The organism is Microbulbifer sp. CnH-101-G, from assembly GCF_052466775.1.
Window position 1 is genome coordinate 2,164,021 of sequence record NZ_CP174292.1, and the last position, 24,804, is coordinate 2,188,824.

Genomic DNA, 24,804 nt, shown 5'->3' on the forward strand with positions numbered 1-24,804 from the left:
AGCAGAGATATGAGTAACAACTCAAACACAAGGAACTACGTAGATCATCCAAGATATGGAAAAAGTCCCATACCATCCGAAAATAGCTTTTCGTCCGAAGAGATCGAAAGGTCTCATTGGCGATATGGGAACGTAAAGTTTTTTCCTGAAACGGCTATTCTCGCAAATATTGATAAACAAGATTACGCTATATATCCACGTAAGATGTATGTAGATATTGAGGAGCAATGCGAGGTCTGTAAAAGGCCGTTTATCTTCTTTGCGAAAGAACAAAAATATTGGTTTGAGGAATTACACTTTTACGTTGATGCACATTGTACAAGGTGCATAGATTGCAGAAAGAAAGACCAAGAAATAAAAAGGCTTCAAACTTCTTACTGCGAACTGGTATCTAAGGGGAAGCACACTAGCGAGGAAAGCAATAAATTAAAGAATATTGCCCTAGAACTGCTTCAGCTTGGAATAATCAAAGACAAAAGTAAAATTGACAGGATTAGTTAACAAGGCTGGGCACACCGGCCACTTCGTGGCCTGGACGCGCTTCGCGCGCCTGTGCCAGCGGTGTTAGTTTTATGGAGGAAATATTGTGGAAATCTGGAAGTTGTTGTTCTTTATACCTGCGTGTTTTGCGCTCAATATGACTCCTGGTCCAAACAATCTATTGTCCATGAACAATGCTCGTTGTTACGGTTTTAAATCCGCTTTCATTGCTGGTCTTGGTCGTATTGCTGCATTCGCTGTAATGATTGCTTTGGCTACTTCAGGTTTAGCTGTCATACTCTATGCTTCTGAGACTCTATTTCTAACGATTAAAATTGTGGGCGCAGCTTACTTGTTGTGGATTGCCTATAATCTTTGGTGTTCGGAAGCAAGTCCTGTCTCTGAATTAGAAAACACACGCAACCGACTAGGTTTAGCCAAACAAGAATTTTTGTTAGCCGCTGGCAATCCAAAGGCTATCTTAATCTTTACTGCTTTTCTGCCACAATTCGTCGATGTTTCGGCTAGCATAAAGGAGCAGCTCTTCGCTTTGGGGGCTACATTCCTAATTTTAGAAATGGGTGCAATATCGATTTATGCCATATTTGGACTCTATTTAAGGCAGTGGTTCACGAAGCCGGAGATGGCAAAGCGCTTCAATAGAGGTTGCGCAACTTTTTTGGCTATGTCTGGAGCAAGCCTATTATTGAGTCGCCAGCAATAAAACTAACAAACTGCTCAAGAGTGATTCGCAACGCGTGATATTTTCACCATACCTTGGTTTAAGGGATTGAGGTAGTATGCGGCGGCTTTTGTATTGCGTTGCTCACACCTTAACAGGGCGTTCAGGCTGTAGAAAAACTCTTAAAAGTTAACTTTTTTGTTAAAATGGAGGTCTTGATGTAGAGATTATCCATATGCCCAATTTCAAACGTTACGATTACAACCAAGATGCGATGGTCGTCATCAATTTCGAAGAACAACTACAGCCTGAAACCTTTGAGTTTACACTTCATCATTTGATTGATGACCATATCGACCTCTCTGCGTTCCATAAAAAATATCAAAATGATACCGCCTATGATCTAGCTATCCTATTGAAAATCATATTGTTTGCTTACTCAAAAGGCATTACTTCAAGTCGTGAAATTCAATGGCAATGTGAGAACAATATCCTCTTCAAAGCTCTTTCATGCGATACCGTTCCGCATTTTACTAGTATTGCGAGTTTCGTAAGTAGTCATCCTGATGCGATTGAGTCAGTATTTGAGCAAGTGCTACTGATCTGCGATCAGCAGGGGCTGCTTGGCAACGAACTATTTGCAATAAATGGATGCAAGATGCCATCCAATGCCAGCAAAGAACATTCAGGGACTTTTAAAGAGCTAGAGCAGAAGCAGGAAAAAATTCGCAAGAAGATCAAACATTGCCTCAAAGAGTACAAGAGGCTTGATGGCAGGAAACCTAAAGAAAAAGAGCGAAAGCAAGCGGTAGCTAAAGCGGCTGATACTCTGCAGAAACACTTTGATAAAATTGATCAGTTCTTAAAGAATCACTCCTCCAGGATGGGGCAAGGAAAAAACCCTAAAGAGGTAAAAAGTAATATCACGGATAATGAATCAGCCAAAATGACTACCAGCAAAGGAACCATCCAGGGCTATAACGGTGTTGCCGCAGTTGATAGGAAACATCAGATAGTTGTTGAAGCACAGACCTTTGGTGAGGGGTAAGAACATCATACACTGAAGCCTATTCTCAATGGCATCAGTTGCCATTATAAGAATATAGGAATAGAAGAAGACATCTTGATCAAGCAGGTTATCATTACTGCTGATACTGGATTCTCCAACGATGCTAATTACAGCTACCTGCGAGAAAAAGGCATTAATGCCTACATACCTGACAATAAATTCCGTTCACGTGATAAAGCTTTTGTTAAGCAAAAAGTCAAATATGGCAAGCGTAATCAAAAAGGTAGAGCTAGTGCTGAGCAGACTTTCTCTGCTAGTGAATTTACATTCAACAAGAAAAAGAAAACCTGCATCTGTCCGGCAGGAAAATCCATGCTCTTGTTAAAAGAAGATCATGTTAGTGAAGGTAAGAAAAAGCTATCATTCGAAGGGCGCCTCACTGACTGCAGGGAATGCAGTCTTAAAAATCAATGTATGCGAAACCCAGATTCTGCAGACTCTCGAAAAGGACATGGAAGGCAAGTATCCCTTACTTGGACAAACGGACGGACAGCCACCGACTGGATGAAAAAGCGGGTTGATAGTAATGAGGGCAAGACCATTTATGGGCATCGAATGTCTGTTGTCGAGCCAGTGTTTGGGAACATTGGTACCAACAAACGATTGAATCGCTTCTCGCTACGAGGAAAAAGTAAGGTTCAGGGACAATGGCAGATGTTCTGCTTGGTACATAACATTGAAAAGTTGATGAGATATGGCAGCATCCACTGATTGAGTATAAATTAAGGGCATCAAGACGCCTAAATTTAATACAATGAAAGAAATTTGGTGATATAGCTAAATTTAGGTCTAAATTTTAATTGGAGGGATCTGAGGAGAGACGACTTTTTCTAAAAGTGTTTTTCTACAGCCTCGTTAGCACTCTCAAGGAGGAAATGTGAAAGTCCATGAATTCGGTGATCCCGAGGGTGTGCCAGTCGTATTCTTTATGGGAACACCACAAAAAGGTGATTCTGGCCAGGAGTTTTCTGACCTCGCGAGTAGATTCGGTGTCCGCCTAATTTGCCCCACCCGTCCATGGTACGATGATTTGGACCTTTACCCTTCTTTCGCTCAATGTTCAGAAAGAACCGCATCGTATTTAAACAGTCAAGACATCAATAGGTGTCATGTTATTGGTGGGAGCGGAGGTGGTCCATTCGCAATTCATTTTTCTACTACAAATTCCAATGTCGTTTCCTCTTGCTATCTTTTAGCATCTATGGGTACTCCAGATATTTTTGTAGAAAAAGTAAAATCACCACCTACGTTACAGCTTTTGAAGTTGTATAGAAGTAACAGCTATAGCTCCATAATGGAGTACCTAACCTCATTGGGGCTTTCGCAAGATTTAGCCCATGGCGCGTGGTCAGATTTTAAAGTTTTGCTTGGTTCATGGGAGTCTATCGATTTTCAGAGCTCACCAATCGTGTATATCCACCACGGTGAAGAAGATGAAAATGCTCCTATTGAGAGCATTCGTGACTTGGCAGAAAAATTACCTAAATCGGAATTTCGTATTTCTTCTCAAGCCAGCCATGCCGGGCTAGCTGAAGACGGAGAGCTTTCGGAATTCTTCAGCATATTTAAAGAGATCGGTGCCCAACGGGGCGCCCCGTGCTAACAATGCGTTGCAGGCCGACGTCTAACTTTGCGTACTTTATGCGCGGCCGCTTCGCTCCTATTTTTGCGCATAAAGCGCCCAAAGTTAGCCGCAGCTGAGCGTGGCGTTTATTGTGGCGGTCATTTTTTAGATATTTTGTAGTTGCTGCAAGCCACAATCCCCACCTGAGCACACTTCTCCAAAGAATTTTTTCAACCAGCTGGTACCGCAGTTTCGTTCAAGTGCCTTCGTTTTAAGTCAGCAAGCCCTGCAAGCCAGCTGCGCCATCGTGGAGTGCCAGTCAGATAGTTAATTTCTGGGGAAAGTATGGTATTTTCCCCTGTAAATTTATCGGGCAGTGGCCAGCCAAAGTTGGCTGGCAGAGAGCAAGTAGGTCGTTCAGTGCGCGCCAGCTATAACTAGGGCAGGCAGGATCGCCCAGCCATTGGCTGGGATGGACGGCCTACGCTCTGCTTCGGCCGCTCTGGTTGGCTACTTTTACAAATAGGATTAAGTAATGAGTAATGAATCAAAAGAAAAATCGAAATCTGTACAGTTTATTCAATCTATTTGCTCATTATCTATAGTTGGCGTTATTTGTTACAGCCTAATCTATGGGGTTGAATTAGCCTCTTCAGCTATTGCTGTATCCTCATTAGCTGGTCTTGTATTACCAGCCCTTATTGCTGAGCCTGGCGTTGGCATCGCTGAAATTTTAACAGGTGTTTTGGAAACCTTCGTAGAAGGTTTGATTAGTGCGGTTACAGGTGTGATTGAGGCTATTACTTCAATTTTTTAGTTAGCATCACAGAAATTTAAAACAAGTTGCCGTATCCGACCGCCTACACTCCGCACGCTTTATGCTATGCGCTACGCTAGGACAAAGCGGCTCAATTCCGGCGGCGAATGAGCAAACGTTAGACTTAAGATATGTGTGGATTTGTTCGTACTCTATGTTTGATTTTGGTAGTTATTGAGGTTCTTATTTTGATGATCCCAACTACATTGATGTATTTGACGGGTATGGCAATTTCTATTTTAGGTTTCTTTCAAGGAAATAAAGGTGTTCTAACACCTGCATTACTACATATATCCAGCCTTCTATTGCTTCCAGGGTATGCTTTATATTCATTGTGGCGACTGGTTTTTTCATATCGTAGCTTATCGTTAAGTACAATTCCAATTCACATCTGGCTTGGCATACTAATCGGTGTAGCTATATCTGTTCTAGTTTCTTCTCCTTATGAACTCTCACCACCCACAGGGTCTATGGGTCACTCCGAACATTTTAGAACTAAATTGATATTCGGATTAGGGCCACTCATAGTCGTAATAACGATATTTTTAATTATTTTTTCTCAAGGACGCTCTAACAATAAAATACACCCGACGTCAAACCGCAGCGCGGATCATTAAAGACATTACATTTAAAATCGGGAGATTACTTTGAAATACTTAGAAGCTGTTTCATAACTTCTTTAACGTAATTAACATGCATGCAATATAGAAAAAAGCACGATAAGTGGACAAATATCGCTCCCATCTAACAACCAAACGGCGGTAATTTCCCAACCACGCAAAAGTCCGCTCAACTTTCCAACGGCGAGTATACCTTCTGAGCTTTCTACCATCCTGCCTTGAGGCTTTTTTCCTATTTATCCTGTGTGGACAGATAAGGTCGATTCCACGACTCAACAGACTATCTCTAAGAGGATCAGAGTCCGCCGCTTTATCATAAACTAAGCGATGAATCTTTGTATTTTTATACGTAACATCAAGCAATGGATGTAATAACTTTACTTCTGCTGGTGAGGCCGAAGTAATGGTGCCTCCCAGTGGAATACCTTCGCCATCGACCACCACCATCCACTTTGAACCCTTGCCCCGCTTGGTTTTCCCGACTTCGAAGCCCCCTTTTTTGCTGGTGCAAAGCTACCATCAGAAAAGACTTCCTCCCAGTTAAGCAAAGACTGTTGATCCAATAGCTCCAGGAATCTTCTCCATGCATGTAGCCAAGCTCCTTGCTCTTCCCAAAACTGAAGCCTTCTCCAGCATGTACTCGGTGATGGATAGTGTGAAGGAAGATCTTTCCATCGAGCTCCAGAACGCAAAACCCACAGGATGCCTTCAAAACAAGCTCGATTATCAATGGGTTTTGGGCCTCCCTTTCCTCGTTTTAACTCAGGAAGACAAGGTTCGATCAATTTCCATTGATCATTGGTTAACTCTGACTGGAATCGGCTCACTATTGCTGGACTTTTTTTAAGTAATTGCGTGAGAATAACCGATTTCAAGTTATGAAACAGCTTCTAGTTTTTACTCTTTCAGCACTATTTATTACTGCGTGTGCCAGTATTCCTCTCGAGGGACTCCATACAGAAATAGACCCAGATAGTTGGGAGGTTGGTTTCCAAAAGGATTTCGGCACAGGAAATGGCTACATAAGGGAGTTTATTCCTAAGGGTGGATCAATAAATGATTGGTCTAAGTTAGTTTCAATCGAGTTCCTTGAAGGTGAAAAACGCACCCTGAGTGAATATGTACACGCCTTCCAACAAAAGAGACAGGAGCAATGCCCTGGAACCGAATTCGAAATATTGAGCAAAGAAGAATATACAATCACATATCAAGCTTCCTTCCCAGACTGTATGGGCCATAAAATGCAGTCTGAAATAACAAGAATTTATATGGGTATGGATGGCCTTCATCGGCTGTCATACGCTGAAAAGACAGCTACGCTTGACGAAAACACAGTTAATAAATGGCAATATGAGTTTAGTAAATCATATATTGTAAAAGGCCTCAATAAGGAGCGCGTACATTAAATTTAACGAGGCTAAGTAGGCTCACCCAGTCCCCTCGGGACGAGTCTGGATAGCCTACTTATCGTGCTTCACGCGCTAAACGATCAGGCTGACCCTGTTAGGAAGGTTAGTTGCCCAAGGTGAAAAAATTATCAATTCGTCAAAAAGGATTGCGATACTGAAACAAAAGTTATGAAAGCCATCATCGAATCGAATCAGTTGAGGCGAATTAAACGGTTTATATTGACAACGGTCGACGCGACCGAGTTCTACAAGAAGCTGGGATTCAGTGAGTCCAAGGCAAGTTATCTGATTTTGGAGCAAGAAAATGAATAACAAGATGGTGAACTTCGCGCCTTCGACGCCGAACCGCCTAAGCACAACTTTCGCCGCTGGTAGCCGGTTACCACTGCATCTTAAAAACATCATGATTAGGCTATTTGCCATTCTATTATTAACCCCTCTTGGAGTTGATGCAGAAAGTTGCAATAAGAGGCACGTAATATCTTCGACTGACAACGAAGGGGTTAAGCGTGCAATTTATCTGGAATATAAAGAATACGCTGATATTAAAAACTGGAAACCTGGTGACACCATTCCTTTAGGTATAGATCAGGCAGTTGAACTAGTAATACGTCACATTAGCATTGAAAACTCAGAAATCGTTGAAATTAATAGTATTATGTTTATGCCCATTAGATGTACTGAGCTAGCTGATAGCTGGGTGTATATAATTTCGGCTAGTAAAATTGAAAATCAAAGTATTACATATAGTGGAAAAACATTAGATATTCAGGTTAGCGGTAAAAGTCTTGATTACGCTGTTACATTAGATGGCAAGGTTCATGAATCAACCAGCTTATGAGGAGTGCCGGCACAATCGCAAATGCTTTAAATTTCCTGGACTTTCGATGCTTTTCCCCTCTGGCCCGTGCAGTAGGCATTTGGCGAATTTTAAGAGAGTACAACAATATGGTAGAGATAAGTAGAGAGTTAAAGTGTCAATGTGGCTCTGTATCAATGACAACAGCAGGCAATTCAATCATCTGTGCGGAGTGCTTGTGCACAGATTGCCAGAACGGCGGTGAATTTCTTCAAAAGCGAGAAGGTGCCCCTAATATTCTTGATAAAAATGGTGCAACAAAGTTTGTTTTATATAGGAAAGATAAAATTGCATTTCACGGCAGTCTTGAAAATATAAAGTCTTACTATTTAACAAAGAGCTCAAAAACTCAAAGAGTAATAGCGAGCTGCTGTAACACACCAATGTTTTTAGAATTTAAAGGTGGGCATTGGTTGAACATTTACGCTCTTTTATGGCCTGAAAAAGCGAAGCCAACAAGTGAGGTCCGCACCATGACACATAGTCGCCGCGAAGGTGTTGTGCTAACAAATGATATTCCAAACCTGAAAACACACAATGTCTCATTCTATACTAAATTATTTAGTGCATGGATATCTATGCGCTTTAGAAGCCCTAAACTTGATTTCGTAACGGGAGAAATTGATGACTAAAGTCGATGATAAAATCAAAATTTAAACTATCAATAACCCAGGAAAAACCAAAAAATTGACCGAGACAAGTATGAAGCTATGAGAAAAACTTTACTATCTGTGGTTCCATCCTTCTTTAAGAGGCCCGGTTGTGTAGCTCCATCCCACATATTCTGAGCATACTAGACGTAAATACCGAAAACCCCAATTATCATAGCTAAAAAGATCCTATCAAACTACCAAATGTACGGTAACAGGCGCCAACGAATCCGGCCCTGGTATTCTCGATAACCTACGAGATGCTCTTGCAGTGTTTGATCTTCCCGTACTGTTCGCGCAACAAAAATCAGTACGCCTAATGCCGTTGGCACCAAGGCCCAAACAGAATCAAGTGCGAGTGGAAGGAACAGGTGGGCAACCAGTACACCAGCGTAGCCAGGATGTCGAATCAGGGCATAAGGGCCTGAAGAAATTACAGAATGACCACGATCCTCCTGAATACGAACAACAGAAGAGAAAAATGGATTAGAGTGAATAGCCCAATAGGCGAAACCATAACCCAATGTATAAATGAAAAACGCAAAGATCTGAACCGGTTGCGATATGGGTACTGCGGGCCCGAAGCGAACTGCATCGAGGCCAGCTACGATGAACGTAGCTGGGTACAAGGCTAGGCAACCAAGGCTTGCCAGTACTACATCGATTCGATCGATACCCGAACCGGGAGCCACTCGTTCTCTGATAAGATTAGGATCGAGAAATGCCAAGCCTACTACCTTGAGCAGAAAGTAAATTCCCAGAACAGCCCACGCCATGGGCCATAAGAATTTTCCAGCTGCCCCGAATAGACACACTCCGAAGAGGAGTGCTTCGATAATGGTAAATACGATAGCACGAATCAAAGTCCTACCTTGTGGACTATTAACCTATTAAAAAATCGGTATGCCAGAGCCATACTAGAAAACTGTGTGATAAATCAGCATAAAACCTAAGCTCTTTCCAGTTTATATTGGAAGGTAGTGAATGTTATGAATGATGAAAAAAGACAAGGACCTCCAATACTGAAGCGCAAGGTTTTGAATCATCGGCTCATACTATTTTCAATAGGTTGAATGCAAGAGATAAAAGAGAAGAATAGACCTCAGATTATCGGCTGGAGCTTTCAAACGTACAAAAAACCCAGCCGAATATGCTTTCGGTAGAATTTTTAGATTAAGCCCCTGGCCTCTGAGGCGCTGCACCTCGGTTGCTATCTGAAGGTTTGCCATGCTTCTTATCAGACCAATTACCGCCATTGACTGGCTGATTTGGAGCAAGCTTGGCTTTTTTGGCTGGAGTCTTTGCAGCTTTCTTCTTACCCATGATGTACCTCACTTACTGAATTCACTGAACTTCCATGTTCACGGTAGTTGAGGCGCCAACCTTTTTCGGGTATATAGCTAAAGGTTCTATAGATATAGATATACTTACATGTTAGTAATAAGTATCGACAGGTAATCGGAAGTAATTCGCCTGATGACAGAAGGAGCAGATCGTACAGTAGACGTTTGGACAAGTTGTATTAGAAACCACAAAAATTATATAGATGATAAGTATCAATATTATTACTTGAACCAGGTTGATAGGCTAAATTTTTTGCATCTTGATGCTCACATGTTATCTGTCACAAATTATGAAGAGGCGCTAATTGATCAGCCACTAGTAAGATGAACACTGAGAAATTAATGTTAAAACCTAAACAAAAGACAAAGCTAGCTACATCCATTTAGGGTGGTTATCGATGGATTTAAAATATATTTTTAAAATAACAGCAGGTCGCAAATTAAAGATTATATTTTTCTAATTTTTCAAAAGACCAATCTCACGAGCCGTATCCAAAATCGGCTGATACATAGCGTTGTCTGCCTTAATGAAACGCTTACGAGGGAATGAGGCAAGAAGCTTTGGGTCGTGCATGTTCAAAAGCGCTTGCTGCACCTTATCTTGGAATCCTTCGCCCCAGGTCTCATCAACATCTCCACGAATCGTCCAATTATAATTTGGGTAGCCCGGGGTTTTCCAAATGATCTGCACTTTGCTCTCATCTACCTTACCGGCCTTCTTTTCGCTCTCCCATACTTTATAGTTCACTGCGCCCACCTGATATTTACTTGATTGCACAAGATCTAAGGTTGAGGAGTGATCGCCACTAAAGCCAACCCGCCGGAAAACTTCTCCAGGAGACCTGCCAAAGGCTGAGCGAATAAAGAATTCTGGCATTAGACGTCCTGAAGTGGAATCTTTAGATCCAAAAGTAAATGTCATGCCTTCAATATCCTTTGGAAATTCTTGTGATAGTGTTAACCCGGTAGTAGTGCTGGCAATGAAATAAGTTGAAAAATCCGCATCTTCTTCACCTTGGGCAATGGCCTGTGCGCCAGGCTCTGCAAGCCTTGCCTGCACCCCTGAAAGGCCACCAAACCAAGCCAGTTGCACTTCATTTTTTTCAAATGCGGTGACTGCATCACTATAAGATTTTACTGGTAGGTATTTGACCTCGACACCAAGCGTATCCGATAGATATGCCGCGAACTTATCAAAACGTTTTTGTAAACGGGTGGTATCCTGATCAGGGATGGCGGTGAAAACAAAAGGCTTTGATTTTTCTAGGGCCAATATGATTGATACCCCGACGAACATGGACAAACACAATACTAATATGAATGAACGCTTTAGCACTTGCTTCCTCCTATGCGGAGCTGGGATCTGATATTTATAGACAAATTCTGGGCATATATAAAGTTACCCGGAAGTGCAAAAAACATAATACCTGATTAAAAACACCTCCAGCAAACGTTAGCTTCTGGGGGCAGCTGGCACAAGAATTAATTATATCCATCGAAATAATATTTGGTCTTTTTGTGTAGTTAAAATCGAGACAAATCACCTTTTTAAAACTTCAAAGCGACAGGTTAAATGATCTAACAAGATCAACCAACTCATCACCCTACCCTTTTTTACTTTTCAGAATTTTAAACACCATTTGGAGCAAAGCCTCATATTTAGAGAAGCCTTACATGAGAGAAAGGCCTTCTAATTATTCAACCCAAATCATGTTAACTCCATGCATCAGAATCTCTCACAGATTACAGGCAGTCACTGGTTTCGACTATCAAGGGCAACAAGATTGATGTAATATCAAAGCCTAAAAAATTTTCTTAATAATTTGGATTTATCAATTCCATTTATTGACTTCGTATTAAGGGTTACCGTGTATAGACCTCTAATTGTTGGAGCGGGTTTCTTGCCTGTGACCGCTTTTGCAAATGTTGTGTGGCCTGCTTTGTACCTAGAAACAAGGCTTATTTCTAGGTGGGCGATAGGAATTGGGCTAATCATCGAGTTTATTATCATCAAATGGCTGTTTTTACTATCAGTGAGAAAATCTATAATTGCTGTTGTATTGGCCAACGCCCTATCTTCTATAGCTGGTATAATCTTGATTCCCTTAGCAGGTATTGCCTGGGAGTTATTCCCTGGTTCAGTGATGTATTGGGCATTTGGCTAGGTACTTTTAATCCTGTCACATGGATAGCAAACTTCTTTATGGGGTGCTTGGTGAATGGCCTACTAGAGGGGGGCGTTTATAAAAGGTGGTTTTTACCAGAGTTTAGATTCAAAAGTAAGGCGTTTCTCTGGATACTATTTGCAAACTCCCTGAGTGTTGGTGCCGCATTTATTAGTCTACTTCTCAAGCCAGTACACCCCTGATAAATTTCCAATCACCCGTTCATTCTACTTTATGAAATACTTTCTATGTGTACCCCTCTTCCGATAACCACTCTAAGTCTGAATAGGAAATATGGTGATCAGGTAAAGTTCTCAGCTCAAAATCATCCCCCCAGATAAGAAGACACCTCTGGGCATGGCTACTTAACCCTTCACTCTTGGTCTGATCTCTACGGAAGGCTGTGATATTGGGTGCCTGCTGGCCCCCTCAAAGGGCACCTGTATGTTCAACAGGCAATTATGTGACGCGCATCTCAGATCTTGATTCCAGAATGTGAGGCCCCCACTATTGTGAAGCTTGTGGCCATGACAGACAGCTACACACTCCAACCCTTTGTTATGGGATAGTGGATCAGAAGAACGTCGTGAAATCTCTGATATTTATATTTGCTTTCGACAGAAAGATGATTCAAGTGGCTCAACGAGTATTTCGGACGTCTAAATAGTTGCTTGGAAAAAGGAAGCCTCTGCTTCCATGAAGACTGATGTCTACTAAGTAACCTGCAATAGAACCTTTTAAGATGGTTAAGCATCTATTGATTGGATTCAAAATTCATAGACAATCTACTAGATACATCAGACCAACCTTGTAGTTGAGGTGAGCTTCCTCTGTTAGCCACGCCCCTAGGATGACCGGTTTCCTTCATGCAGAGACATATTCACATTGAGGCTGTAACACAGTGTGTTCTTAATCCTATACTCTGTGACAAAAGCTACCATTTTTGGTACGACCGTATAAAAAACAAACCACCCCTAATCCAGCACATAAGTACCATCTCCCCCCCCCCCTAAAGGGCATATATTTTACTTAGGGCTGCCCAGATTCTCCTCTCTCAGGTTAAGAGATACAATATTTACACCGTACGGTTCTAGTGTGCCAACAAGTAATTTAGGTTTGGGGAAAATATGTTAATGTTACTAGCGTTTATTGGTGGGACTGAATTACAGGGAACCCGGTATGACCTTTATTCACATCATTAATGTGATCCTAAGCATTGTCTTACTCTTGGCATCAGAATCATAACCCCACCTTCTGTAGCAGATTTCACATTTAAGTAACATTCACTCAATACTTTAACTACCCCACTTCATGAAAGGATTTAACATGGGTGCAGATATTTTTAATGATATAAAAATACAAGAGATGATTAAATTTTGCTCTACCGGCTATGATGCCTGGGATAAAATCATTAGAAAAGATGTTGCCAACAATTATGCTGCGGGTCGTGATCGTTCCGCCAAGGGGCAGGTTTACTGGAGCAATCTGAATAGTGAAGTTAGCTGTATCTTAGCTATCCACTCCTTCCTTAGAGAATACTTAACATCGAAAGTGCCAGCCAGTGAAATCGAACGACTAGACCAAATACGAACCAATTTTAGGTTGGCTGCAGTCGACTATCAAAGGCGCTGCTCTACAACTCATCTAACAAATGATATAAACAAAAAAATCTCAAAGAACAACGCCCTTATAAAAGATAGAGAAGAAAATCTTGAGGTTTCAAATATATGTTTAGTCTCATCTATGCAGGATATTACGTCGAAAATTAATGGCGTTATTGCAACTTATCTTGCACTCATAGGCATGAGAAAAAATCTAGCTTCAGTTGATGCCTCTTGGAGCGAGTATTACAAAATGATCCGGCGTGATTTTTTGGCTGTCGCCTCAAATATAGTAGGCCTATTTGTACCAACGAGTGTGGGCAACTCAATCATTGTTGCCTGGATGTATAGTGATGTCAGAGATATTAGAAATTTCCAAAAAACAGGGAGGCAACTCGCTGAAAACAAGCAAGAAATCTTAAAGGCAGCGGGCAAATTTAATGGGGATACTTCCATCGGTGATTTTTATACCTATGTACTGGTAACCGCCTTAGCTGAACACTATGGTTTTTCACCTAACAATGGAATAAGATACAATCCACAGCATCAACACTTAGATATGGCTAAAGGTATTGTAGGCTAATTTTGATCTATAACTTATTTCACATTATATGTGAGCAGGTTAATTTCAGTACAAAAACAGCATAAAACTACAATTGGGCTTTCTAAGCTTGCGGGCTTGCGAGCCTACTGTTACTGCCGCTACTACACTAATAATGTTAATCAATACACCCTACATTCCCATTCCTTATAATTTATAAAAGGTTACTTAGTTGGATAAGATATTAATTTTTGGAAATTCAGGCTCAGGCAAATCGACTCTAGCAAAGAAACTTTCAAAGAAAGGAGGGCTAGCTCACCTAGATTTAGACACCTTGGCATGGTTGCCAACCTCAACTCCAGAAAGAATGCCTCTGGAAAAGTCAAGAGTTAAGATTGAGGCTTTTCTTAAAATACATAAAAGCTGGGTAATTGAGGGCTGTTATACCGATTTGCTAGAGCTTCTTAGTGATCAGGCGACCGAAATTATATTTATGGATCTTAGTGTTGACCAATGTATTGAAAATGCCAGGAGTAGGCCTTGGGAACCACATAAGTATGAATCCAAAGAAGCTCAGGATTCCAATCTTAATATGCTCGTTAACTGGATCAAGGAATATCAAAACAGGAGTGATACTTTTTCTTACCAAGCCCATCTAAATTTTTACAATGTCTTTCAAAGGAAAAAAACAATTTACGCAGAGAATCAAGAGAGCATATAAAGTAAGAACGAACCTACTCCCAATTATTAGATTCTTTCTTGCATGGAATAACTGTGCTTAACGATCTTAACTTTCCTGTAGGTGACCGCGAGGTCTGAATAGTAGATAGCTAACCAAAGCCCCCACACTAGCACCCACAAAAGGCATTAATAAATAATCCCAACTCCATGCTTTTGTGGCCAAAGCCACGGCAGGGTTTAAAATGCCGTATGAAGCATTATGGGATACAATCAACCCCAATAACAATGAGCTGCCGACAACAATCCCCGAAGTGGCTTTTCCAATATCCTTGTTATGGGCTGTAGCCATAACGCCAAAGCTGAAAAATGCCGTTCCCAGCCCCTCCCCTATACCACTAAATATTGATGCCTTATGGGATACCAACCATCCCTCTTGCCCTAAAGGAACATAAATGGTCACCATTAGTAGCGCCAGAATTCCCCCACAGACCTGAACGATTACGTAGCCGATAAAATCCTTAAAGCTTAACTTCTTAGAGATAAGCATGGAAAAAGAGATGGCAGGGTTGACATGGCAACCAGAAATCCCCCCTATGATATAGACACAGAGTCCCAACGCCAGTCCAGCGGCAATCGGCGTCGCTATAGGAAAAGGATTACTTGGTGTTAAAGAGGTCAATACCGCTGTCGCTAGAATGAAGGTACCGATGAGTTCTGCTGAAAGTTTTTGGATGAAGGAGTAGTTCATTGATTTACCCTAAACGCTGAAATGTCACTCTCAAAAAATTAAGAAATAGCATAAGCGTCATCACTTTTTTGAAAAGGCATGTATATATTCAACTGATTGTAGACCACAAAAAATGTGTGTATTTCACTAAAAAAATTCGAACTACAATCTAAAAATTAGAAAAGTCTAGACATAATAACACCAACAACTTTTCTCTAAACACCTTATTAATTTCAGATTTCGAATTACTTCATCTAAAACCACTTTCCATCTGCTTTGCCTGGCATTCGTCAAGGTGAGAAAGAGTAATGCTTAGAGTTACTTCCAAAGCTCATTTATAGAATGCCCTCCTCCTCATAATCGACCTTCACATCTTTACCTGTCACAAATAATATACATACTACTAATCCCGCCAAAGCCAGGTAGGCATTCACAGTAAAGGCCCTATCTATGCCGGAAGGCAGATCCGGAGCCATAGCAACGATGGTTGTATTCATACCCAGTCCTATGGCACCACCTGCTATTTGATACATATAAAGTATTGCCCCGGCCAGGCTTGCTCTGGAGGGATCTACAACCGTTATTGCCGCAGTGGTTATGGTTGAATAAAAAAGTCCGACCCCCGCCCCCAGAATCATTAAGCCAGGTATAAGCACCGGATAGGTGGTATTTGTAGTCAGGTGTGAGAGCATAAACATACCGGCGCACATGCATATGGTACCGGCTGAAACGATTACCTTAGCTCCCAACTTCTCATATAGACTACCCGAGATATAGGAAACAATGCCAAATACAGCCATCATTGGTAACAGGCCTATACCGGAAAACGCGGCCGAGTAACCCCTAACCTTGGTGAGAAACTGGGGGATATACAGTAGGGCAGCAAAGAAAACCACAGAGAGCAGTAAGGTTGCCATACCCGCCGCAAAGAATTTGTTATTTGTGGCTACATCTTCTGGGATTAGGGCGTTCTTACCCGCATTGCGCTCCACAATAATAAAAAGCCCCAAGAACACCAAAAATACTGCGAATAATGTGACAATCCAGGGGCTCTTAAAGCCAAGATCTACCGCCAAATCCAAGGCAACAAGCAGACCAAATAAGGATACAGATAGTGTCGTTACGCCAGCGTAATCTATTTTTTCATCAACTTTTTCTGGACTGTCATCGGCGATTACTTTCCAGCAGACCAAACAAGCCAAAGCTGCGATGGGGATATTGATAAAAAAGATCCAGCGCCAGCTAGCTAAGTCGGTCAACACTCCCCCTAGCATTGGCCCTATGGCATTTGATGCACCACAGACTGTCATAATTAAACCGCCCGCCAATCCAGAGCGATCCTCAGGCATTAGTCCATAAATCATCCCGAGGATGGCTGGCCACATCAGGGCGCCACCAATTCCCATTAATGCCCTTGATATCAACAGCATCCACATATCTACAGCTAGGCCACCAAGCAAAGAGAAGAACACAAATATTGCAGTGCCTATAAAGAAAATACGACGTCGCCCAAACATATCTGCCAGGCGCCCACCAGAGATAATAAGAACACCAAAAACCAGGGTATAGCCATTTATAACCCATTGGGCTGTTGTGATATCAGAGTTAAACTCTTTTTCCATAGCTGGTATCGCTACAGAGAAGGCGGTGAAATCATTCGCAATAAGGAATACCGCCAGACTAAGTGCTAACAAGCCAAGAAACTGGTTTTTTGTCAGGGGAGTCCTCGTTTCCGTCATTGTATTCTTCCTGAGGCTTAATTCTATAGCTTAAATATTTAATGGGACCTAAAATGTTTAAAGTTTGGTCTACTTCAATATTTAGCACTGATTTTTTTGCAAAAATCTAAGCGACAAATTTTTCTCTACTTCCTGTGTGTAAAATATTATGTCAATAGCTAAAGTTAAGATTTTTGATAGTCACTTCCATATCATTAGCCCTGGATTTCCGCTTTACCCAAATAATGGATTCACTCCTGAGTTTTTCACTACTAGCGACTATTTATCCCGACTTAAAAGTTATGACTTAGCCGGTGGCGCCGTTATTTCCGGATCCTTCCAGAAACAAGATACTACCTACCTTAGAGATGCACTGGCTAAGCTTGGCAAAAATTTCGTCGGAGTGATACAGATACTAGCCGACACCGATGACGAGACTATCCTGTCATTAAACACCTGTGGTGTCCGGGCCGTAAGATTCAACCTAAAGCGTGGTGGCTCTGAGGATGTAGCAAAAATCAAGAATTTTGCTCAAAGAATCTATGAATTAGCCGGTTGGCATGTCGAGCTTTATGTTGATTCAACTGAGCTTGAACCTCTCGCACCCACCCTACTTGCCCTCCCCCGCGTCTCGATTGATCACCTTGGACTGAGTAAAAGTGGCCTTAGATTGTTACTGTCACTCGCAGAGAAAGGGGTAAAGGTTAAAGCTACTGGCTTTGGACGACTTGATTTCGATCCGGCTATCGCCATTGCTGATTTTTACAAGGCAAACCCTAGTTCCCTGATGTTTGGCTCTGATTTACCTTCCACTAGAGCACCGCGTCCTTTTAGAGATGAGGATGTAACATTGATCAAAAATACACTGGATGAAGCAGGGGCCAACATGGTTCTTTGTGAAAATGCTAAAGCATTTTATTTCCATCAAAATGAACCAACAGGAAGGTAATACATATTGATCTACATCTCAAAATCAAATGATTCAGAAGTAGATATATTTTGAGTGAAACAATCATGAAGATTACACTTTAGCAGATAGCCACGATCATTTTTTAAATCAACTCCTCTGAGCTTTGAAGCTAATTATTCAATACCCCGGAACCTCCGCCTTTACAAAGAAGCTTTTCAAAGTAAATGATAGTTTTCTTAAGTCCATCATCTAGATTCACTTTGGGCTCCCAATTAAGCAAAGATCTTGCCCGATCAATAACTGGTTTACGCTGACGAGGATCATCTCTAGGTAACGGTAAGTAGACCAATCTTGAAGATGATCCTGTTAATGAAAGTATATGCTGAGCCAGCTGACTAATAGTAATCTCATATGGGTTGCCCAGATTAATTGGGCCCGTTATGTTTACCGGCGTCCTCATCAAGCGAATTAACCCTTCAACTAAGTCATCAACATAGCAAAAGCTCCGTGTTTGTTGGCCCGTACCATATATGGTTATATCATCACCCTTAAGTGCCTGAACGATAAAATTACTAATTACTCGCCCATCATCTGGGTGCATTCTTGGTCCGTATGTATTAAAAATTCTACCAACTTTAATTTTCAATCCATACTGCCGGAAATAACTGAAAAACAATGTTTCAACGCACCGCTTCCCTTCAATGTAACATGAACGCATGCAAACCGGGTCTACCTTACCACAGTACTGCTCAGACTGAGGATGCACTTCAGGGTCTCCATAAACTTCGCTCGAAGAAGCCTGAAGTATTTTGGCGTTATTTCTTTTGGATAGATCAAGCATATTGATAGCGCCATTGATATTAATCTTTAGCGTCTGTACTGGGTCAACTTGGTAATGAACAGGTGATGCCGGGCAAGCGAGATTATAAATCTCATCAACATCAACATCTAATGCGCTTGTTATATCATGTTGAATGAAATTAAAATATGGTTGCGGTAATAGATGTTTAATATTGCACTTTACCCCTGTTTGCAAGTTGTCAGCACAGAAAACATCATGCCCCCCTTCTAATAATTTTTCACATAAATGAGCGCCCAAGAAACCGGCGCCACCTGCAACCAATATTCGCGACATTGCAATTCCACACTTATAATATCTATTCCATTAATCATAGAAGTGAATAGCACATCCACCCCATTAAATCCTCCAAGTATCACTCTTTGAAATTTATCTTAAGATTTTACAGTTATAAATTACGCCATAATAAATTTCGTGAAATTTCACACCCTTATTAAAAGGCACCCTAAAAAGGATTTTCAATTCAAGCCATAACGGCAACCTATCTACATCAACTCAAATCTACTAAAGAGGCACATTACCTATTACAAGCTTCATCCATCAATACTTATAAACTACTATCGATTAGCATCAGCAACACTATAATATTCTAGAATACATCTTATTAATCATTACTTTATATAAGTAGCTTGGACTTTCTGAAAATGGTTTTAGACACCCTCTTCTGTTTTGCTCATCGAGGATACCAACGCTTTTATAGCGAAAACACCCTACAGGCAATAAGCGAGGCATTGGAGTTGAAGGTAGGAGGAGTAGAAATTGATTTATGGAATGTTGGTGGTCAACTTCTTGTCACTCATGATAGGCGCCTAGGCCGTTTGCAACCAGGGAATACAATTATTACAGATATGAAACCAGAGACTCTTAGAGCTATACCTCTTCCCTGCGGTAGTAAGATTCCAACTCTACAAGAAGTCTTAAACTTAATAGGTGACAAGGCTCAGTTAAATATAGAGATCAAAGGTCCTAATTGTGCGACGCTATTAGCGAAAGAGATTCGTGCATTCGTTACAGATGGCGGGGCTACTTTTGATCAATATATAGTATCTTCATTTGATCAATTTCAATTGTTTGAATGCCTGCGCCTACTACCAGAAGTTCGCCGTGGTGTAATACTGGTTGGAGTCCCTCTTGACTTAGCTGCAAGCACAGCCCCTCTGAAAGCTTATTCACTGCATACCGCTTTGGATTTTTTCCATAAAGATTTGATCAATGATGCAAAATATCGAGGTTTAAAGAACTATATTTTCACAGTAAATAACCCTGATGACTTAGCATTACTCGCCTCACAGGGTGTAGATGGAGTATTTACTGATAAACCACAAATTGTCTTAAATTTTAATGCAACAATTATGGACACCCGATCAACCGACTAGAAATAATTACCATAAATTTATTTCAGATTGAAAAAATATACGTAATAGGAGCCTATAAATTTTTTCAGATTTTTAAAGCAGGGGCCAGATACCCACACAAATATCCAGCTATAGACATAGTATTGTTTTACGGATAGCCGTTTTCTGAAATTATAAATTTCTAGCAATCCTGCAATAACAGCACATACCGCACCTGAAGTTGTTACTTCTGCAAGGTACACAATGAAATTAAACTATACAACATGTATCGAGTTTTACTGGAAATAATTAAATACGAAGCCTCAAATAGAAAATAGATCCAGCCGCGAGTAGATTCCAATTAAAAACCACCCAGTAGACAGCATTGCAAAAATTTAGAAATATAATTTAATATCCGAAACCAAAGCCTCTAAAAGGTGCTTTCTTCATCAAAATCCTCTTTGAGAGACTTCCCCTCAACAAATAAAACCGATATCACAAGGCCGACTAAAGCTAGGTAAGCATTAATGGTGAAGGCCCGATCTATGCCCGTAATAAGGTCTGGGGCCATGGCAACAACAGTAGTATTCATGCCCAAACCTAGTGCACCACCAGCAATCTGGAACATATAAATAATACCGCCAGCTAAGCCCGCTCTGGCAGGGGCAACAATAGTAATCGCGGCAGTAGTCACTGCTGAGAAGAAAAATCCTATACCACTACCAATCACTAGAAGCCCAGGGAGTATCTCTTGAAAACTGGTATTTTCATCAATGTGAGACAACATAAACATACCGATACATATACAGACCGAACCTATTGATATAATTACCTTTGCACCTACCTTTTTATAGAGTTTCCCTGATATATAGGAGACCAGGCCATAGGCCATCATCATTGGCATGAGCCCCATGCCTGCAAATGTAGGAGAATAACTGCGCACTCTAATGAGAAACTGCGGGATATATAAAAGTGCTGAAAAAAATACTATAGAGAGTAGTAAGGTCACTATACCCGCCACGAAGAACCGGCTGTTATTCACAACATCCTCGGGAATTAATGCATCCCTGCCAGTATTACGCTCAACAACAATAAAAGCTCCTAGAAAAAGTAGAGATACAATAAACAAGCAAACATTAATGGGGCTTTTAAAACCATGGTCTACAGCAAGATCCAGAGCTAGTAACAAGCTAAATAGAAACAGGGAAAGTGTTATCACCCCCAAATAGTCAATATGCTCTTCAATCTTGTCTGGCTTATCATTAACAACCCATTTCCAGCAGAGAAACCCAACAAGAGTTGCAACTGCAGCATCCATTAGAAATATCCATCGCCAACTTGCAAATTCGGCCAAGAGGCCCCCAAACATCGGCGCTATAGAATCCGAGATTCCACAGACCCCCATAATCAAGCCACCGGCAATTCCTGGGTTCTCTTTTGGAACTAACTCATAGATCATTCCCAGTATCGCCGGCCATATTAGAGCTCCACCGACCCCCATTAGAGCCCGTGCCACCAACAGCATTTGTATGTCGATGGATAGGGCGGCGAGTATTGAGAAAAAAACAAAAATTCCGGCGCCAGTCAAAAAAATACGGCGACGCCCATAAATATCTGCCAGTCGCCCACCAGAGATAACCAAAACGCCAAAGACCAGAATGTATCCGTTAATCACCCACTGGGCAGTTGTAATATCGGTATCGAATTCTTGTTCAATGGTGGTAATGGCAGCAGGAAAAATGGTTAAATCGTTCGCCACCAAAAAGACAGCGAAACTCAGGGCAGCCAGTGCCAAAAGCCGCTCTCTGGCCAAGGGGTAGTTGGTATCTGCCATTGAGTTCTACCGAAGGCTCTCTGTCATCGGGACTATAGGAAATAACCCAGACAGTTTGGCCTATTAGGTGGTAGAGCAGTGGGCTTGATGGAAGATTGACGCGCCTGGAGAGGCTGGGTGAAACCCCAGAGAAGAGAAAGCAGCTCCGCCAGGGAGCTGCAAAAGAGCTATTGCTGATTATATTCCTGGATCGGTTGATAGCCAGGGTTGGCGCCACAGGACGAACGTACTACCAGTTCTGTCGGTAGCACTTCAGGCTCTGCTGTTTTATCACCGATTAACTGCATCATCTTATCCACCAGCAGCTCACCGCCGCGCTGGATATTCTGACGCACAGTCGTTAATGGAGGCGTAAAGAACGGGGCTATTGGGATATCATCAAATCCAACCACCGCCACATCATCGGGTACTTTGTAACCCTGGCTCTGCAAGGCCTTAATGGCGCCCATAGCGATGCTATCACTTGCTGCGAAGATCGCATCGAAGGTCAAACCTTCTGCTTTAAGTAAGTCTGCAATGAACTGGTAGCCGCTTTCACTGGAGAAAGAAACTTTGATTTGGCGCGCACTATTATCAAGCCCTACTTCAGCAAGGGCGGCATTGTAGCCCTCGTAGCGCCCGTTAATCTCAGGGTGTGCAGTATCACCCAAAAAGAGGATTTTACGGCGACCCTGCTTGAGCAGATGTTCGGTAGCCTGACACCCTCCCATCTGGTTGTCACTACTTACGATACAGTAATCGAGACCTGGCTTGGCAGTCCCTCCCCATACCACTAATGGATCGCCCTGGCGCTGTAGTTCACGCAGTGGGCTGTCATCGATACCCTGACCAATCACGATTACCCCATCGGCGCGGCGAGACCCCATTAAATAGGCATGCCAATCGTCACTTGTAGCGATGCGGTTGGAGAACAGTAGATCGTAACGGTGCTCGGCCAGGCGATCGGCAATCGCACCAATCATGTCCAACATAAAGGGGTCGGAAAAGGTTTGGCCCCCGGCGCTACCGGTATTGATCACCACAGAAATGGTATGGCTGCGCTTTAAACGCAGATTGCGTGCACTCTCGTTGATTTTGTAATTCATACTGCGCGCAATCTGCTGAATACGCTCCCGGGTCTTTTCATTGATCAGCGGGTTGTTATTCAGCGCGCGAGAAACAGTGGATTCAGAAACTCCCGCCAGCCGTGCAATATCGGACATGGAGACGGGAGAGGAGGAATCCTTAGGCATGCGTACTTCACCTTATTCGCGGGAAATACGCCATCTTAGGCGTGCTACAAGAGTTTGTAAAACTGCCGCTGCCAACTCATACAGCAAGCCTGGCAGAATTTTCAACTGTCCCACCCTCCACCGCACGGCGGAAAAAGTACAGGCTGATCAGAATTACCGAGATCGGCACCAATGATAGGTAAAAGGCCACCTGGCCATCAAAGGCTTCAAAAACCGAACCGGTAATCAGGGAACCCGTGGTGCCCCCCAGCGCAGAAAAAATCACCAGCAAGCCGGTCATTGCCGAGTGCTGATGGGTCGGTAGTGAGCTCAGCATCACCGAGTTGATTGCCGGATAAATGGGCGCCATAAACAGGCCAATCAGTGGCAGAATAAAGGCCGCAATCGGCGCATTGAACCAGTTGATATCTGGGTTGGCCTGCACATCACTGGATAGCGGCAGAGTCAGCACCACCAGTAGTGCCATTGCCAGCAGACAGACATTCAACACCGGATACCAGTGTAAACGCCGCATTATAGCCCCTGCCCCCAAACGGCCCAAGGCGAGCCCTGCAGCAAAAATACTGGCAGCCTGGACACTCATCGCCGCTGGTAGCTTCAAAATTTCATTGTTAAACGTGGGCAGCCAGCTGCCGATACCCTGTTCGATCAACACATAGATAAAAACGGAAATGACATATATGTAAACCAGGGGCTTGGCCATCAGTTTTATCATTGCCCAGAAGTCCTGCCGTGGACTGGTGCCCTCAACCCGGGTACCCGACTCATCCATTTTTGTCAGCGACAATAAAATAAAGGCAAACAGACAAATCGCAGCCAGCACCCAATAGACACTCAGCCAAGCTGTGGAACCTGGATTGGCAGAGTCGATAAAGGCACTAAACAGCCAATACCCACTAAGAACCCCCACCATAAATACCCCCTCCAGGGTATTCACCATACTCGCATGTTCATTTGGACCATGGGTTAACAGGCCCACAGTTGAATAAACCGCGACCTTCACCAAGGCAAAGGCGACTCCCACGGAAAGGAACAGTAGTTTTGCTGTCCAGAAACCTGGCAATAGGGGCATGGCAATACAAGCCCCGGTAACAATAGCGAGCCCCATCAGCATGGCCCGCTTAAATCCGAAACGCGGCAGTTGCGAAGCCACCAGAAAAGAAACGATGCCGATAGGGATATCCTTAAAACCCTCCAATACACTGGCTGCAGATTTACTCACGCCGTAAGTATTAATCACCTGCAGTATCACAGTGCCGACACTGTTCAAGAGAATGGCGAACACAAAGTAAATGGCGAATAGGGAAAGCAGTATGCGCTGATTGTTCATAAGGAAATCTTTATCGGTCTATGGCTCAGGCGTACAGCCGTACCAGCCTGTTATTGTACATTTTTTGATCTTTCAGTGTGGGTTGATGACTGCAAATTTTCACGCCCCCAGAACTCAGCAGTATGACTTACCACAAAAGAATTGCAATCGTTTGCAAAATTTCAAGCTGCCAAACAGAGACCATTCAGCGATCGCCGGTCAGACTGGCGTGTTATTAGATAATGAAAATGCTAATATATTCTTTATTATCAATAAGTTAAAGAATATTTCCACTCACAAATAGCACATAGTTACCGTACAAGGAGATTTTTTTACCCCTGCATTGCAATCGATTGCATTTCAATGTGTACAAGCGATAGACTGCAGGCAATTGCCCGAA

The 24,804-nt window shown here is 42.3% G+C and carries 20 protein-coding genes and 2 pseudogenes; 12 read left to right on the forward strand and 10 right to left on the reverse strand.

Annotated features, from left to right (window positions below; translation table 11 throughout):
* Positions 1-9 precede the first annotated feature (9 nt).
* From ACJJID_RS09355 to ACJJID_RS09375, 5 genes and pseudogenes are all read left to right on the forward strand, one after another.
* Entirely contained in the window at positions 10-501 is a 492-nt protein-coding gene (locus ACJJID_RS09355; RefSeq protein ID WP_444922492.1) for a zinc-ribbon domain-containing protein, read from the forward strand.
* 85 nt (positions 502-586) lie between these two features.
* A complete protein-coding gene (locus ACJJID_RS09360; RefSeq protein WP_444922493.1) occupies positions 587-1,204 on the forward strand; it encodes a LysE family translocator in 618 nt (205 codons plus the stop codon).
* A gap of 193 nt (positions 1,205-1,397) precedes the next feature.
* Positions 1,398-2,942, forward strand: a pseudogene (locus ACJJID_RS09365) (transposase).
* Between the two features lie 166 nt (positions 2,943-3,108).
* The gene (locus tag ACJJID_RS09370) at positions 3,109-3,834 is read left to right on the forward strand and encodes an alpha/beta fold hydrolase (RefSeq protein WP_444922494.1); all 726 of its coding nucleotides are present in this window, start codon (positions 3,109-3,111) and stop codon (positions 3,832-3,834) included.
* A 496-nt stretch (positions 3,835-4,330) separates the two neighbouring features.
* On the forward strand, positions 4,331-4,612 hold the full coding sequence (locus tag ACJJID_RS09375; protein ID WP_444922495.1) for a hypothetical protein: 282 nt from the start codon (positions 4,331-4,333) through the stop codon (positions 4,610-4,612).
* Positions 4,613-5,280: 668 nt separating this feature from the next.
* On the opposite strand, the pseudogene ACJJID_RS09380 reads toward ACJJID_RS09375, so the two are convergent.
* Together ACJJID_RS09380 and ACJJID_RS09385 are read right to left on the reverse strand one after the other, a co-directional pair.
* Positions 5,281-5,709, reverse strand: a pseudogene (locus ACJJID_RS09380) (IS5 family transposase); the annotation flags it as partial.
* A complete protein-coding gene (locus tag ACJJID_RS09385; protein ID WP_444922596.1) occupies positions 5,610-6,059 on the reverse strand; it encodes a transposase in 450 nt (149 codons plus the stop codon). The pseudogene ACJJID_RS09380 and the gene ACJJID_RS09385, both read right to left, overlap by 100 nt.
* A gap of 51 nt (positions 6,060-6,110) precedes the next feature.
* Here ACJJID_RS09385 and ACJJID_RS09390 point away from each other — a divergent pair, with 51 nt between their 5' ends.
* From ACJJID_RS09390 to ACJJID_RS09400, 3 genes are all read left to right on the forward strand, one after another.
* A complete protein-coding gene (locus ACJJID_RS09390) occupies positions 6,111-6,638 on the forward strand; it encodes a hypothetical protein (RefSeq protein ID WP_444922496.1) in 528 nt (175 codons plus the stop codon).
* Positions 6,639-6,945: 307 nt separating this feature from the next.
* Positions 6,946-7,482: a hypothetical protein gene (locus tag ACJJID_RS09395; RefSeq protein WP_444922497.1), complete on the forward strand. Its 537-nt coding sequence runs from the start codon at positions 6,946-6,948 to the stop codon at positions 7,480-7,482.
* Between the two features lie 107 nt (positions 7,483-7,589).
* Positions 7,590-8,132, forward strand: a complete 543-nt coding sequence (locus tag ACJJID_RS09400) for a GFA family protein (RefSeq protein WP_444922498.1) — start codon at positions 7,590-7,592, stop codon at positions 8,130-8,132.
* Positions 8,133-8,347: 215 nt separating this feature from the next.
* Here the strand turns inward: ACJJID_RS09400 and ACJJID_RS09405 are convergent, their stop codons facing one another.
* Together ACJJID_RS09405 and ACJJID_RS09410 are read right to left on the reverse strand one after the other, a co-directional pair.
* Positions 8,348-9,013 (reverse strand): methyltransferase family protein, encoded by a 666-nt coding sequence (locus ACJJID_RS09405; RefSeq protein WP_444922499.1) that lies wholly within the window; start codon positions 9,011-9,013, stop codon positions 8,348-8,350.
* Between the two features lie 937 nt (positions 9,014-9,950).
* Positions 9,951-10,829, reverse strand: a complete 879-nt coding sequence (locus tag ACJJID_RS09410; protein ID WP_444922500.1) for a putative selenate ABC transporter substrate-binding protein — start codon at positions 10,827-10,829, stop codon at positions 9,951-9,953.
* A gap of 2,155 nt (positions 10,830-12,984) precedes the next feature.
* On the opposite strand from ACJJID_RS09410, the gene ACJJID_RS09415 reads away from it, so the two are divergent.
* Positions 12,985-13,842 carry a hypothetical protein gene (locus ACJJID_RS09415; RefSeq protein WP_444922501.1) on the forward strand — a complete coding sequence of 286 codons (858 nt, stop codon included), beginning with the start codon at positions 12,985-12,987 and terminating at the stop codon, positions 13,840-13,842.
* 190 nt (positions 13,843-14,032) lie between these two features.
* The gene (locus tag ACJJID_RS09420; RefSeq protein ID WP_444922502.1) at positions 14,033-14,521 is read left to right on the forward strand and encodes an AAA family ATPase; all 489 of its coding nucleotides are present in this window, start codon (positions 14,033-14,035) and stop codon (positions 14,519-14,521) included.
* A gap of 66 nt (positions 14,522-14,587) precedes the next feature.
* Here ACJJID_RS09420 and ACJJID_RS09425 read toward each other — a convergent pair whose 3' ends face one another.
* Entirely contained in the window at positions 14,588-15,229 is a 642-nt protein-coding gene (locus ACJJID_RS09425) for an MIP/aquaporin family protein (protein WP_444922503.1), read from the reverse strand.
* A gap of 314 nt (positions 15,230-15,543) precedes the next feature.
* The gene (locus tag ACJJID_RS09430; protein ID WP_444922504.1) at positions 15,544-16,947 is read right to left on the reverse strand and encodes an MFS transporter; all 1,404 of its coding nucleotides are present in this window, start codon (positions 16,945-16,947) and stop codon (positions 15,544-15,546) included.
* A 148-nt stretch (positions 16,948-17,095) separates the two neighbouring features.
* Here ACJJID_RS09430 and ACJJID_RS09435 point away from each other — a divergent pair, with 148 nt between their 5' ends.
* Positions 17,096-17,875, forward strand: coding sequence for an amidohydrolase family protein (locus ACJJID_RS09435; RefSeq protein WP_444922505.1), 780 nt, complete (start codon positions 17,096-17,098; stop codon positions 17,873-17,875).
* A gap of 130 nt (positions 17,876-18,005) precedes the next feature.
* Here the strand turns inward: ACJJID_RS09435 and ACJJID_RS09440 are convergent, their stop codons facing one another.
* Positions 18,006-18,971, reverse strand: coding sequence for a UDP-glucuronic acid decarboxylase family protein (locus tag ACJJID_RS09440; RefSeq protein WP_444922506.1), 966 nt, complete (start codon positions 18,969-18,971; stop codon positions 18,006-18,008).
* Positions 18,972-19,339: 368 nt separating this feature from the next.
* Between ACJJID_RS09440 and ACJJID_RS09445 the strand changes: the two genes are divergently transcribed.
* A complete protein-coding gene (locus ACJJID_RS09445) occupies positions 19,340-20,071 on the forward strand; it encodes a glycerophosphodiester phosphodiesterase (RefSeq protein WP_444922507.1) in 732 nt (243 codons plus the stop codon).
* Positions 20,072-20,459: 388 nt separating this feature from the next.
* Here ACJJID_RS09445 and ACJJID_RS09450 read toward each other — a convergent pair whose 3' ends face one another.
* The 3 genes from ACJJID_RS09450 to ACJJID_RS09460 all read right to left on the reverse strand — a co-directional run bounded on the left by ACJJID_RS09450 (position 20,460) and on the right by ACJJID_RS09460 (position 24,425).
* The gene (locus tag ACJJID_RS09450; RefSeq protein ID WP_444922508.1) at positions 20,460-21,863 is read right to left on the reverse strand and encodes an MFS transporter; all 1,404 of its coding nucleotides are present in this window, start codon (positions 21,861-21,863) and stop codon (positions 20,460-20,462) included.
* A 167-nt stretch (positions 21,864-22,030) separates the two neighbouring features.
* Positions 22,031-23,095 carry a LacI family DNA-binding transcriptional regulator gene (locus ACJJID_RS09455; protein WP_444922509.1) on the reverse strand — a complete coding sequence of 355 codons (1,065 nt, stop codon included), beginning with the start codon at positions 23,093-23,095 and terminating at the stop codon, positions 22,031-22,033.
* A 76-nt stretch (positions 23,096-23,171) separates the two neighbouring features.
* Positions 23,172-24,425, reverse strand: a complete 1,254-nt coding sequence (locus tag ACJJID_RS09460; RefSeq protein WP_444922510.1) for an MFS transporter — start codon at positions 24,423-24,425, stop codon at positions 23,172-23,174.
* Between the last annotated feature and the right edge of the window lie 379 nt (positions 24,426-24,804).

Coding starts and splice junctions, on each gene's coding strand:
- ACJJID_RS09400 (WP_444922498.1), top strand. CDS start 7,590: ATGGTAGAGATAAGTAGAGAGTTAAAGTGTCAATGTGGCTCTGTATCA.
- ACJJID_RS09450 (WP_444922508.1), bottom strand. CDS start 21,863: ATGGCAGATACCAACTACCCCTTGGCCAGAGAGCGGCTTTTGGCACTG.
- ACJJID_RS09390 (WP_444922496.1), top strand. CDS start 6,111: ATGAAACAGCTTCTAGTTTTTACTCTTTCAGCACTATTTATTACTGCG.
- ACJJID_RS09460 (WP_444922510.1), bottom strand. CDS start 24,425: ATGAACAATCAGCGCATACTGCTTTCCCTATTCGCCATTTACTTTGTG.
- ACJJID_RS09455 (WP_444922509.1), bottom strand. CDS start 23,095: ATGCCTAAGGATTCCTCCTCTCCCGTCTCCATGTCCGATATTGCACGG.
- ACJJID_RS09440 (WP_444922506.1), bottom strand. CDS start 18,971: ATGTCGCGAATATTGGTTGCAGGTGGCGCCGGTTTCTTGGGCGCTCAT.
- ACJJID_RS09355 (WP_444922492.1), top strand. CDS start 10: ATGAGTAACAACTCAAACACAAGGAACTACGTAGATCATCCAAGATAT.
- ACJJID_RS09415 (WP_444922501.1), top strand. CDS start 12,985: ATGGGTGCAGATATTTTTAATGATATAAAAATACAAGAGATGATTAAA.
- ACJJID_RS09395 (WP_444922497.1), top strand. CDS start 6,946: ATGAATAACAAGATGGTGAACTTCGCGCCTTCGACGCCGAACCGCCTA.
- ACJJID_RS09430 (WP_444922504.1), bottom strand. CDS start 16,947: ATGACGGAAACGAGGACTCCCCTGACAAAAAACCAGTTTCTTGGCTTG.
- ACJJID_RS09425 (WP_444922503.1), bottom strand. CDS start 15,229: ATGAACTACTCCTTCATCCAAAAACTTTCAGCAGAACTCATCGGTACC.
- ACJJID_RS09375 (WP_444922495.1), top strand. CDS start 4,331: ATGAGTAATGAATCAAAAGAAAAATCGAAATCTGTACAGTTTATTCAA.
- ACJJID_RS09435 (WP_444922505.1), top strand. CDS start 17,096: ATGTCAATAGCTAAAGTTAAGATTTTTGATAGTCACTTCCATATCATT.
- ACJJID_RS09445 (WP_444922507.1), top strand. CDS start 19,340: ATGGTTTTAGACACCCTCTTCTGTTTTGCTCATCGAGGATACCAACGC.